Origin of the sequence: Magnetospirillum sulfuroxidans, assembly GCF_018224925.1 — a bacterium.
GTDB classification, from domain to species: domain Bacteria; phylum Pseudomonadota; class Alphaproteobacteria; order Rhodospirillales; family Magnetospirillaceae; genus Magnetospirillum; species Magnetospirillum sulfuroxidans.
The window spans coordinates 1-12,628 of sequence record NZ_JAGTUF010000009.1 but is presented as its reverse complement, the minus strand read 5'-3'; the positions used below and the strand labels follow the sequence as shown (position 1 = coordinate 12,628).

The window sequence follows — 12,628 nt, the reverse complement described above, 5'->3', positions numbered from 1 at the left end:
AAGCGGCTTTTATGCCTTCGCCCAGGGTTTAGGCTAACGGATAGAGGGCAGCGCCGCCTTGAACTTTTCCATCCAGGCATGGTCGTCGGCCAAAGCCTGGATGATGGCTTCTTCGACCGGCGGCTGCATGGTCTGGCGAAAGGCTTGGCGTTCCGCTGCCGACAAGGTGCGCACCTGCATGCGCTTGGCTAAGCCTGAGCGGCCACGTTCGGACTGATCCATGGTGTCGACCAGGGCCCGGCCCTTTTTCAGCGCCGCGCTGGCGGCTTCGCGCACGGCTTGGGCATCGGCGGCCGACAGCGCCTTCAGCTTGGCGCTGTTGAAGAGCCAGACATAGGGGGAATACAAGGCGTCCAGCAAGGTGGCATGGTGTTGGGCCATGTCGAAATTACGGGCCAAGATCACTGCCGATGGGCTCATTTGACCATCAATGGCCCCGGCCGACAGCATGGCCAGTTCGTCGCGTGACGACACCTGAACCGGGCGGGCATTGACGGCGGTGATCATGGCGTCCAAGGGGGCGAAGCCGGGAATGGCGCGCAGGCGCAAGCCCCACATGTCGTCGGGGGTGACGATATCGCGATCGAAATTGGTCAAAACATGAAAGCCGCCGGGATCGGCGAAGCCCAACAGGGTCAGCTTGGTCCGCGCCGCCATGTCGGCGGCCATGTCCTGGCCGAACGGACCGTCCAAGACATTGCGGGCATCGCTGACGCGGTTGAAGGCGAAGGGAAGTTGGGTTGTCATCAGCGGCGGATAAAGGGGGGTGACGCCGCCAACGGTGACCAAGGCGGAGTGGATCACCCCCTTGGCGACCAGATTGGTCATGTCGCGATTGCCGCCCAGCAGGCTTTCGGCAACGATTTCCACCTCCAGCCGACCTTGGCTCTTTTCCGCCAGCAGGCGGCGGAATTCCTCGGCCACCGCCGCCACGGGGTCATTTTCCGGATTTTGCGGCTGGGCATGGGCCAGAAAGATTTGGACCGGCTGCGCCAGCGCCGGCAAGGCGGCCAACAGCGCCGCGGCAAAGCAAAGAATGCGTCCCAGGGCCATTGTCATCGCCTTATTTGCTGACAAAACGCAAAACACCATCCCAATGGTCGGCTTCTGCCGTTTGCAACGCCTTAAGGTACAGCGCCGCGGCCTTGTCATGCGGACGCAGAGCGCTGAACGCGCGAAAGGCGGCGGCGGCTTCGGTCCAGCGTCGTTGCCCGATCAGATCCATGGCTTGTCCCCAAATCTGGACATCTGCGGCGGCAAGGCTGCCTTCGCCCAGCAATTCATGCACCTCGATGGGCTGGCTGGTGCCCACTGCCAGCACTTTTCCCATGGGCCGCAAGGTGAAGCGGCCGGCCACCGCTTGGGCCACCGCCCCGGTGATCAGCAACTGGGTGTCCAATTGTTTGTTCAGGCCTTCGACCCGTGCCGCCAGATTAACCATGGCCCCCAGCGCGGTGTATTGCATCCGGTCGCTGGCGCCGACATTGCCGACCACGGCGGTCCCGGTATGCAGGCCCATGCGTGTCTTGAGGGCGGTGTCGCCGCTGCTCATGATCGCCGCCTCGCGGCAGGCCAGCATGGCCCGGCACGCATTGGCGACGTGGTGGTCGTCATCAAGCGGCGCATTCCACAAGGCCATGATGGCATCGCCGATATATTTGTCGATGGTGCCGTGATGCAGATGGATGGCGCTGGACATGGCATCGAAATAAGACGACAGCCACGGCAGAACCTGTTCGGGCGGCATGGATTCGGTGGCGGCGGTGAAGCCTTGCAGGTCGGTGAACATCACCGTCAGCGGCCGGCGTTGACCGCCGACCAGGGTGCCGGCGCCGGAACGGATGATGTCATGCACCAGGCTTTTCGGCACATAGGTGCCGAAACTGGCCAGACCGGTCTTCATCGAGGCGATGGCCGAGGCCAATGAATCGATCTCGATGACCGGAGAAAGCACCCTGACCGGCGTGTCCAGTTCCAGCCGGCGGATGCTGTCGGTTTCGCGGATCAACGCTTCCAGCGGCCGCACCAGCATGCGCGATGCCCACAAGATGGCCAGGGCGGCCAGGGTCAGAAACAGGCCGCCCGCCACCAAGATCATCAAGCTGGCCCGTTTGATCGGGCCGGTGAATTCATCCTCGGCGACGACCACGCCGATGGTCCAGGTGCTGCCGAAGCGATTGGCGAAGGGGGTGAAGCTGACCAGCCAATCGCTGTCGTCGGCAGCCGAGCGAACGGCGAAATGCTGGCCGTTTCCGGCGCGTAAGCCCTTGACCGCCTGGGCGACCACCGGGTCGTCGATTTCGGCGGCGTCGATGACCCTGAGCGCCGCGCCATCGGCCTTGATGATCCGGTGCTCGTCAGGATAACCGATCATCCGGCCATCACCGTCCAAGATGAAGACGCGGCCGGCTTGGCCAACTTTTTGCTCGCGCAGAAACGCCGACAAGGCGGCTATTGTCATGTCGGCGCCGAAAACCGCCAGACGGGCCCCATCCGAAGTGGTCAGTCGTCGCGACAAGGTCAGGCCCGGCTGGGTTGAGCCCGCGAACATATAGACCGGTGAACCGGCGATGTCGTCGCTGGTCAATGCCGCCTTGTACCACGGGCGTTGGCGCGGGTCATAGGCGGGGCGCGCGCGTTCCAGACCGACGACTTTGGCCCATTTGGCCAGATACAATACGGTATCGCGCCATTGCCCCGAACTGTTGTCGATGATGCGAATGGCCCATTTGGCGTCTTTTGGCGCTTTGTTGCCATTGGGGCTGATGAAGCTGTCATCCGCCTCGGGATGGGCGACCTGATAAAAGGCGCCATCTTCGTGCATGCCGAAATACAGGCTGAACACGCCGGGCATTTGCTGCAATTGTTCGAGCATGGGGCGGAGCGATTCGGGGCGGCGCAGTTCGTTTTGCTGGCCCTTGCCGAAGGCCACGGCCATATCCAAAGCGCGGGCCATGCCGTCGATGACGCCGCTGACCTTGATGGTCACCTCGCGCGCGGCCAAGTCCATGGATTGTTCGGCCATTTGCCGGGCCAAGGTGGCGTTGCGGCTGTAGATGAAGCCGATCATCGCCGATGACAGCGGCACCACGATCAACAAAAACATCACGGTGATGCCCAACCGCAGGCGAATGCGAACCCGATCCATGAGCACCTTCCAGCAAGCCTGCTTTCCCCCTGATCCAAAGGAAAATAGCCATAGGAAGAATGTGGTAATTCCGAAGTATGGTAAAGCGAAACTTTCGCGGTTTCTAACGTAAGGTGCAGGTTGCCGACAATTGCGCGTCAGGCACCAATCCGCGCATCACCATGTCGGAATAAACCTGGGCGACGTCTTCGCGGCTAAGGCGGCCCGAGGGGCGGAACCAATTACAGACTCCGGTCAGCATCGCCAGGATGCCATAGGCGGCGACGGCGATGTCGGTGATCTGGAAGACTCCTTGGGCGCGGCCGTCTTCCAAGATGGCCATCAGCCGTTTTTCATATTGGCGGCGCAGACCGACGATGTCCTCGTAGTGATTAGGGTCAAGGCTGCGCAATTCCGAGGCGCCGATGAACACCTCGCGCTTTCGCAAGATATGATAGGTGACGTGGAAGAAAATAAACGCCTTTAACCGTTCGACCGGACCAAGATCGGCGCTTTTGCTTTCGACCTTGGCCAATTCGGCGAACAGATCCTCCATATGCGTCTTGATCAGGTCGTAGAGCAGGTCCTGCTTGGTGTCGATGTGGTTGTACAGCGATCCGACCTGGACGCCGACCTCGGCCGCCAATTGGCGCAAGGTCATCGCTTCGTAGCCATGTTCATGAATCAGTTTCAGCCCGGCCTTGCGGATGGCCTCCATGGTCTTGGGGCCGTTGGAACCGACAGTGCGCGCCATGCTTCGGGGTCCGATCAAATAAACAAGCCATTGTATATCCACCCGGAACGCCGTCGACGCAAGCGAGGAGATGGGTGTGCGTATAAGTGGTGGCATAAATGCATATATTGACCCGCCAAAGGTGTGAGGTTAGGGTGCGGGAAAGCCAGGGATCGTTTCATGACCGAACTGATGTTCGTACCGGATTTGCGGACCATTATGGTGATGACGATTTTCGTCTTCGCCATCCAGGGCTTTTTCCTGTTCCAGCTTTACCGCATCAAGCGTCGGCGGGCCTTCGCCATTCTGGCCTTGGGCTGCGCCGCCTTTTCTACCGGTTTCGTCTGCTATTTCCTGCGCCCTTATATCGGCTTGAATTGGCTGAGCGTGCCGGTGGCCAACCTGCTGATCTTGGTCTACCCGGTTTTTTTGCTGATCACCTTGATGGAATGTTATGCCATTCCCCAGGCGTACCGCGCTGTGTTGTGGGCGTTACCGGGCATTGCCGGGTTGTTATATGTTTGCAGCGTCCATATGCAGGACGGTCTGTTGGTGGTTATCGTCGCTTCGGCCATCAACGGCTTGTTCTATCTGGCGGTCGCCGGCTTCACCGCCCGTTACCTGCCGTTGAACGAACCCAGCATGCGCATGACCTTGGCGTCAAATCTGGTGTTGGCGGTGACGCTGTTCGGGCGTGCCGGGGTGGGGCTGGTCATGGATATGGGGGTGGCGCCGGCGGCGATGGCGCCGTCTTTGGCGGTTTGGCTGTCCTATACGTTGCTGATCGCGTTGTTTTGCCTGAGCACGCAGATTTATGGCCTGCCTTTGCAAGAATTTACCCGTAGTGAAAACACGTTGCGCCATTTGGCCTCGGTCGATCCGCTGACCGAGGTTTTGAACCGTCGGTCCTTTTTCGAACGGGCCGAGGTCTTGTTGTCGTCGCGTCAGCAAGACCAGCGGTCTTTATCGGTGCTGATGCTGGACCTGGACCGCTTCAAATCCATCAATGACCGTCATGGCCACCCCACCGGCGACCGGGTGATCATTGCCTTTGCCCGCCTGCTGCGCGAGGCCTTGCGTCATGACGACTTGCTGGGGCGCATGGGCGGCGAGGAATTCGCCATCATCCTGCCCGGGGCGCAGGCGGATCAGGCGGCCGAGATCGCCGAGCGCATCCGCGCCGCCTGCGAGGCCGAGGAAGTCCTCGCCGATGATGGTTTCCGCGTCAAGCTGACGGTCAGCATCGGTCTGGCTGAACGAGATGGCGATTGCAGCTTGGAGAGTTTGCTCAAGCAGGCTGATCAAGCGATGTATCAGGCCAAGGATCTGGGGCGCAATCGCGTGGTGGTGCTGGCTTCCTGACGATCCCTCCCGATCGTCCCCCGATCATCCCTGTGATCGTCCCTGAGATCGTCAACATCCCCCCTCGTCAGATCGAGTGCGAACGACTATGTAAGGGACATGACCGCATCGCTCCTTGTTTCCGCCCCGGCGCCGCGCCATACCGCCGCCCCGTTCCTGCCATTGTCGCGGGCCGAGATGGATCGTCTCGGCTGGGATCAGTGCGACATCATCGTCGTTTCCGGCGACGCCTATGTCGATCACCCCAGCTTTGGCGCCGCCATCATCGGCCGCCTGCTGGAAGCCCAAGGCTGGCGCGTCGGCATCATCGCCCAGCCGGACTGGAGCTCGGCCGAGCCGTTCAGAATTCTGGGCAAGCCGCGGCTGTTCTTTGGCGTCACCGCCGGCAACATGGATTCCATGGTTAACCGCTATACCTCGGACCGGCGCATCCGCTCCGACGACGCGTACACGCCGGGGGCCGAAGGCGGCAAGCGGCCCGATCGCGCCGCCCTGGTCTATGCCCAGCGTTGCCGCGAAGCGTTCAAGGATGTGCCCATCGTCATGGGCGGCATCGAGGCCAGTTTGCGGCGCATCGCCCATTACGATTATTGGTCGGACAAGGTGCGGCGTTCGCTGCTGCTGGATGCCAAGGCCGATATCTTGGTCTATGGCAACGCCGAGCGGGCGATTATCGATATCGCCCGGCGGGCGGCGGCGGGCGAGGTGGTCAAGGCGATGACCGATATTCGCGGCACCGTCATTATCCGCGACCGGGTGCCCGATGGCTGGCAGGTGGCCGATTGGTCGGATATGGACGATACCCCGCGCATCCCCAAGGGCGAGCAGGTGGTGGTGCGGTTGCCGTCTTATGAAGAGGTGGCCGCCGATCCGCCGCTTTATGCCCATGCGTCGCGCACCCTGCATCTGGAAAGCAACGCTTCCAACGCCCATGCCATGGTTCAGCGTCACGGTGATCGCGAGGTGTGGCTGAACCCGCCGCCGATTCCGCTGGAAACGGTGGAAATGGACGCGGTGTTCGACCTGCCTTACGCCCGCGCCCCCCATCCCTTGTATGGCGACGCCAAGCTGCCGGCGTGGGAGATGATCCGCTTTTCCGTCAACATCATGCGCGGCTGTTTCGGCGGTTGTTCGTTCTGCTCGATCACCGAGCACGAGGGGCGGGTGATCCAAAGCCGTTCCGAAGGCTCGATCTTGAAAGAGATCGAGGCCATTCGCGACAAGACCACCGGCTTCACCGGCACCATTTCCGACCTTGGCGGCCCCACCGCCAACATGTATCGGCTGGCCTGCAACGACGACAAAATTCAGGCGGTTTGTCGACGGCTGTCCTGCGTCTATCCCGATATCTGCAAGAATTTGGGCACCGATCACGGGCCGCTGATCCAGCTTTATCGCAAGGCGCGTGCGGTCAAAGGGGTCAAGCGCATCACCATCGGTTCGGGCTTGCGGTACGATCTGGCGGTCAGAAGCCCGGAATACGTCAAGGAACTGGTCACCCATCATGTGGGCGGTTATCTGAAGATCGCCCCCGAACACACCGAAGCCGGGCCGTTGTCGAAGATGATGAAGCCGGGCATGGGCGCCTATGACCGCTTCAAGCAGATGTTCGAGAAAGCGGCGGCGGCGGCGGGCAAGAAATATTACCTGATCCCTTATTTCATCGCCGCCCATCCCGGCACCAGCGACCAGGACATGATGAATTTGGCCCTATGGCTGAAGCGCAACGATTTTAAGGCCGATCAGGTGCAGACTTTTCTGCCGTCCCCCATGTCGTTGGCCACCGCCATGTACCATTCCGGCAAGAACCCGCTGGCCCCGGTGCGGCGCAACGGCACCGAGGACGTGGTCTCGGCCAAGGGCTTGCGGCAACGCCGGCTGCACAAGGCGTTCCTGCGCTATCATGACCCGGAAAACTGGCCGATCCTGCGCGAGGCGTTGAAAAACATGGGCCGCGCCGATCTGATCGGGCCAGGCCAGCACCAATTGATCCCATCGGGCAATTACGCCCCGGTGGGCAAAAGCGGCGGCACCCCGTTTCGCACCCAGCACACGCGGGGGCCGGTCAAGGGCAAAAGCTCTCCAGCTCCGCGACGTCGCCCTTAATCAGGGCGGGAAGGGCCAAGGCGACAGTCTCGGCCGACCAATCCCACCACGCCAGCCGGTTCAGCCGGGTGATGGTGGCGTCGTCAAAGCGCATCTTGACCACTTGTCCGGGATTGCCAACCACCACGGCATAATCGGGGATGGTGCCGCCGACCACCGCCTTGGCGTCGATGATGACGCCATTGCCGATCTGGGCGCCGGGCAGGATGGTGGCTTCGTAGCCGATCCACACGTCGTTGCCGATGACGATATCGCCAACGGGTCCGCGGGGGTATTCGCTCAGCGGCGGGTCGGCCCAGTCTTGGCCAAAGATGGCGAAGGGGAAACCGGTGACGCCGCCAATGGGGTGGTTGGCGTCGGCCATCAAAATGGTGGCGCCATGGCCGATGGCGCAGTATTTGCCAATCCTCAGCCGGGTGCCGGAAAAGCCGAAATTATAGCGGACGTTGCGGCGAAAGAACGATCTGGGGTCGTCGAAGTCATGGTAATAGCTATAGGCGCCGACAGTGATGTTGGTGGCGCTTTCGTGCTCCAACAGCGGTTTCAAGAAGACAGTGTTGGTGAAGCCATCCAGTGGATGCAGGCGGGTGGGATCGGGACAGGTCAGGATGGATTGGGACAATCTGCGAATCTTTCTGGAACTGGCGCGCGGGCGGCGGCTGATGGATGCGGCGGAACGGTTGGGGATCGATTATTCCACCGTGTCGCGGCGCATCCGCCGGTTCGAGCGGGAATTGGGAACCCAGCTGTTCGACCGCAATAATCAGGGCTACACGTTGACCGCGCAAGGCCTGCACTTGGTGGAATACGCCGAGACGGTGGAAGCCACCATGCATCTGGCCCAAGAAAGGCTGACCGGCCATAACGCGGCGCTGTCGGGCCAGATCCGACTGGCCTGCACCGAAGGCTTCGGCACCCATTTCCTGGCGGCGCAATTGGCCCATTTCTGCGCCCGCCATCCGCATATCACTTTGGATCTGTTGCCGTTGTCGCGCTTTGTCAATCTGCCCAAGCGCGAAGCCGACATGGCCATTACCATCGAACGCCCGGACAGCGGTAATTACGCCGTCGCCAAGCTGTGTGACTATCACCTGAAACTATACGCCAGCCCCGATTATCTGGCCGCGCATGGTCCCATCGTCTCGGCTTCGGACCTGCACCATCATAATTTCATCGGCTATGTGGACGATCTGGTGTTTTCGGCCGAGCTGCGTTACCTGGAACAGATCGTGCCGGCCGAACGGGTGGGCTATCGCTCGACCAATGTGGTGGCGCAATGTTCGGCGGTGCGCCAAGGGACCGGATTAGCCGTGCTGCCGTGCTTCCTGGCTTCGCCCTTTGCCGATCTGGTGCCGGTCTTGGAGGATCAGGTGCTGTTTCGGCGTTCGTTCTGGTTGGTCTTGCCCGAGGAGCGCCACAACTTGGCCCGCATCAAGGCGCTGCGCCTGTTCGTCAAGGACGCGGCCGAGCGCAACCGGGCGTTCTTGTTGGGGGAAAGCCGGGAAATGGTGACGCCGGATCGACCGGCGTCACCGCAATAATCAGCCCTTGACCAGCGGACAGGTGGATTTGGCCAGCGGCTGGAATGCCTCGGCCGCCGGCACGGTGCCGACCTTCTTCAGATAATCCCAGGAATACTTGGATTCGGCCGGCGATTTGACCTCATAGACATACATGTCGTGGATGACACGGCCATCGGGGCGGATGGAGGCGTTCTTCATCACCGGATCCTTGATCGGCAGCTGGCGCATGGTCGCCGAGACCTTTTGCCAATCATCGGTGCCGGCGGCGGCGGCCGAGCGCAGGTAATGCAGGGTGCTGGAATAGACGCCGGCTTGAACCATGGTCGGCTTGGTGCCCTTGACCTTGGCTTCGAAACGGGCGGACAGGGCGCGGGCGTCGTCGTCGGCATCCCAATAAAAGCCATCGGCATAAGACAGGCCTTGGGCGGTTTGCAGACCCAAGGCGTTGACGTCAGACAGGAAAACCAGCAACGCCGCCAGCTTTTGGTCCTTGCCGCCGACACCGAATTCCTTGGCCTGCTTGATGGCGTTGACGGTGTCCTGGCCGCCATTGGCCAGACCGATGACCTGCGCTTTCGACCCCTGGCCCTGCAACAAGAACGACGAGAAATCGCTGTTGTTGAGCGGATGGCGGACCGAGCCCAGCACGGTGCCGCCATTGGCGATCACCTGTTCGCTGGCGTCTTTTTCCAAGGAATGGCCAAAGGCGTAATCGACGGTGATGAAATACCAGTTCTTGAAGCCCAGCTTGGTCAGCGCCGCGGCTCCCACCGCCGCTTGGGAATAGGTGTCGAACATCCAGTGAAAACCATTGCTGGCGCAATCGTCGTTGGTCAGCCGGGTGGTGGCCGGACCGGAATACATGGCGATACCGCCCTTTTCCTTGATCAGCTTTTGCACCGCCAACGACACTGACGAATTGGTCAGATCGACCATGGCGTCCACATGGTCTTGGTCCAGCCATTGGCGAGCGGTGGCGGCGCCGACATCGGCCTTGTTCTGGTGGTCGGCTTGGACCAGTTCGATCTTCATGCCCTTGCATTCGGCTGCCAGGCAATCATCGATAGCCATCTGCGCCGCGACCACCGAACCCGGACCACCCATGGCGGAATAGGGGCCGGACATATCGGTCAACACACCGATCTTGATGCCGCCATCGGCGTATTGGGCCTGAGCCGGTGCGGCGGCCAACAAAGCCGTGGTGGCCAGACCGATGGAAACGAGCGTCCGTTTGCTCATGGTTATATTCCTCCCTGTGGAATTTTTGTCCGTTGATAATGGGGGAAACGAAACTGCCTTATCAATGGCGTATTGGCCGGTATGGCTTTGCAATTATGCAAAGACGGCGCGGCTATTTTTTCACCCCACTGACAATTCACAATGATTCCAAGTCGGTCGGACGCCTAGGCTGGCCGCCGTTATCGGATCAATCCGTTGACATGGCTGCCGTCTTGGGTCGGGGGACACTGTATCCAGGCCGGCGGCGCGACACCTGATAAGGAGTTTCGCATGTCCGCTGCAAATGCTGCCGTGGGGACGCAAGGGGGGGCGACGCCGTATTACGACGACGTCATCAAGAATTTCGTCCTGGCTTCCGTTTTCTGGGGAATTATCGGCTTCCTCGCCGGCGATTTCATCGCTTGGCAATTAGCCTTTCCGGCTTTGAATCTTGATCTGGAATGGACCACTTTCGGCCGTCTGCGCCCGGTCCATACCTCTGCCGTGATCTTCGCCTTTGGCGGCAACGTGCTGATGGGAACCTCGTTCTATGTGGTTCAACGCACCTGTCGGGCACAGCTGTTCGGCGGCGCCGGTTTCGGCAAGGCCATCTTCTGGATGTTCCAAAGCCTGATCGTCATGGCCGCGCTGTCCTATGTGCTGGGTTTTTCGCAAGGCCGCGAATATGCCGAGCCGGAATGGTGGATCGACCTGTATCTGACGGTCATCTGGGTTTGTTATCTGATGGCCTTTGCCGGCACCATCATGAAGCGGACCGAACCGCATATCTATGTCGCCAATTGGTTCTATCTGGCCTTTATCCTGACCATTGCCATGCTGCATCTGGGCAACAACCTGGCGGTGCCGGTGGCGCTGATGGGCGGCGATTCGTGGATGAAGTCCTATTCGCTGTTTGGCGGCGTCCAAGACGCCATGACCCAATGGTGGTACGGCCATAACGCTGTCGGCTTCTTCCTGACCGCCGGCTTCCTGGCCATCATGTATTACTTCGTGCCCAAGCGGGCCGAACGTCCGGTTTATTCGTACCGGTTGTCCATCGTCCATTTCTGGGCGCTGATCTTCCTGTACATCTGGGCCGGTCCCCACCATCTGCATTACACCGCGCTGCCCGATTGGGCCCAGACCCTGGGCGCCACCTTCTCGGTCATGCTGTGGATGCCGTCTTGGGGTGGCATGATCAACGGTCTGATGACCCTGTCGGGTGCCTGGGACAAGCTGCGGACCGATCCGGTCATGCGTTTCCTGGTGTCCTCGGTGGCGTTCTACGGCATGTCGACCTTCGAAGGTCCGATGATGTCGATCAAGGCCGTCAACTCGTTGTCGCACTACACCGACTGGACCATTGGCCATGTGCATTCCGGTGCCTTGGGCTGGGTCGCCTTCGTCTCCTTCGGCGCTTTGTACTACTTGGTTCCGAAGCTGTGGGGCCGTCGGGAAATGTACTCGCTCAAGCTGATCGGGACGCATTTCTGGGTCGCTACTGTCGGTGTCGTTCTCTACATCACCGCCATGTGGATTTCGGGGATCATGCAGGGCCTGATGTGGCGTGCCTATGACAATTTGGGCTTCTTGCAGTACTCGTTCATCGAGACCGTCGAGGCCATGCATCCCTATTACGTGATCCGGGCCATTGGCGGCGTTCTGTTCGTCCTGGGCGCCCTGATCATGGCCTACAACATGATCCGCACCATCCGGGGCGACGTTTGCGCAAGCGAAGTCGAACCGAATGCGGCCATGGCGCGCTAAGGGGGGGAATTCATGTCAATCTTCAAACATCACGCCAAGCTGGAAACCAATGTATTCCTGCTCGCCGTCGGCATTTTGCTAACCGTCATCGTCGGCGGTCTGGTTGAAATCGCCCCCTTGTTCACCATCGAAACCACCATCGAAAAGGTTGGTGGAGTTCGTCCTTACACGCCGCTGGAACTGGCTGGGCGCAATATCTATATCCGCGAAGGGTGCTATCTGTGTCACAGCCAGATGGTCCGCCCGTTCAAGGATGAGGTGGAGCGTTACGGCCATTACAGTCTGGCGGCCGAGTCCAAATACGACCATCCGTTCCAGTGGGGGTCCAAGCGCACCGGCCCCGATCTGGCCCGTGTGGGTAACAAGTACACCAATGATTGGCACGTTCGTCACCTGATCAATCCGCGTGACGTGGTGCCTGAATCGGTGATGCCCGGTTACCCGCATCTGGCCCGCAAATTGGCCTTCACCGATCCGGACGCGCATCTGCGCACCCTGAAGGTGGTCGGCGTTCCCTATAGCGATGACCAGATCAGCAACGCCAAGGCGGATCTGGCCGAACAAGCCAAGCCCGATGCCGATGCCAATGCGGCATTGCTCGCCCGGTATCCGGGGGCGCGGGTGGGGGATTTCGACGGTAATCCAGCTCAAGTCAGCGAAATGGATGCCGTTGTCGCCTATTTGCAGGTTCTCGGCACCATGGTCGATTTCACGGCCGTGGATCACACCAAGATCCAGCGCTAGGAGCGGAAGCATGACTCTCGAGACCATCTCGGAGTTTTTCCGCTCCCT

At 60.6% G+C, this 12,628-nt stretch carries 10 protein-coding genes; 5 read left to right on the top strand and 5 right to left on the bottom strand.

All coding sequences use genetic code 11. From position 1 onward, the window contains the following. Positions 1-33 precede the first annotated feature (33 nt). From dctP to KEC16_RS10740, 3 genes are all read right to left on the bottom strand, one after another. Complete coding sequence (dctP, locus tag KEC16_RS10750) at positions 34-1,053, bottom strand: TRAP transporter substrate-binding protein DctP (protein WP_211548700.1); 1,020 nt, start codon at positions 1,051-1,053, stop codon at positions 34-36. Positions 1,054-1,063: 10 nt separating this feature from the next. Further along, positions 1,064-3,148: an adenylate/guanylate cyclase domain-containing protein gene (locus KEC16_RS10745; RefSeq protein WP_211548698.1), complete on the bottom strand. Its 2,085-nt coding sequence runs from the start codon at positions 3,146-3,148 to the stop codon at positions 1,064-1,066. 103 nt (positions 3,149-3,251) lie between these two features. Then, on the bottom strand, positions 3,252-3,881 hold the full coding sequence (locus tag KEC16_RS10740) for a TetR/AcrR family transcriptional regulator (RefSeq protein WP_211548696.1): 630 nt from the start codon (positions 3,879-3,881) through the stop codon (positions 3,252-3,254). 159 nt (positions 3,882-4,040) lie between these two features. Between KEC16_RS10740 and KEC16_RS10735 the strand changes: the two genes are divergently transcribed. After that, positions 4,041-5,222, top strand: coding sequence for a GGDEF domain-containing protein (locus KEC16_RS10735; RefSeq protein ID WP_211548694.1), 1,182 nt, complete (start codon positions 4,041-4,043; stop codon positions 5,220-5,222). 99 nt (positions 5,223-5,321) lie between these two features. Beyond that, complete coding sequence (locus KEC16_RS10730; protein WP_211548692.1) at positions 5,322-7,328, top strand: YgiQ family radical SAM protein; 2,007 nt, start codon at positions 5,322-5,324, stop codon at positions 7,326-7,328. Here KEC16_RS10730 and KEC16_RS10725 read toward each other — a convergent pair. After that, positions 7,288-7,950: a CatB-related O-acetyltransferase gene (locus KEC16_RS10725; protein WP_211548691.1), complete on the bottom strand. Its 663-nt coding sequence runs from the start codon at positions 7,948-7,950 to the stop codon at positions 7,288-7,290. The two genes, KEC16_RS10730 and KEC16_RS10725, sit on opposite strands and share 41 nt — an antisense overlap. Between KEC16_RS10725 and KEC16_RS10720 the strand changes: the two genes are divergently transcribed. Further along, a complete protein-coding gene (locus KEC16_RS10720; protein ID WP_211548689.1) occupies positions 7,937-8,869 on the top strand; it encodes a LysR family transcriptional regulator in 933 nt (310 codons plus the stop codon). The genes KEC16_RS10725 and KEC16_RS10720 overlap by 14 nt on opposite strands. On the opposite strand, the gene KEC16_RS10715 is transcribed toward KEC16_RS10720, so the two are convergent. After that, positions 8,870-10,090, bottom strand: a complete 1,221-nt coding sequence (locus KEC16_RS10715; RefSeq protein ID WP_211548687.1) for an ABC transporter substrate-binding protein — start codon at positions 10,088-10,090, stop codon at positions 8,870-8,872. 270 nt (positions 10,091-10,360) lie between these two features. On the opposite strand from KEC16_RS10715, the gene ccoN reads away from it, so the two are divergent. Together ccoN and ccoO are read left to right on the top strand one after the other, a co-directional pair. After that, entirely contained in the window at positions 10,361-11,836 is a 1,476-nt protein-coding gene (gene ccoN / locus KEC16_RS10710; RefSeq protein ID WP_211548684.1) for a cytochrome-c oxidase, cbb3-type subunit I, read from the top strand. A 12-nt stretch (positions 11,837-11,848) separates the two neighbouring features. Then, entirely contained in the window at positions 11,849-12,580 is a 732-nt protein-coding gene (gene ccoO, locus KEC16_RS10705; protein WP_211548683.1) for a cytochrome-c oxidase, cbb3-type subunit II, read from the top strand. The last annotated feature ends 48 nt before the right edge of the window (positions 12,581-12,628 follow it).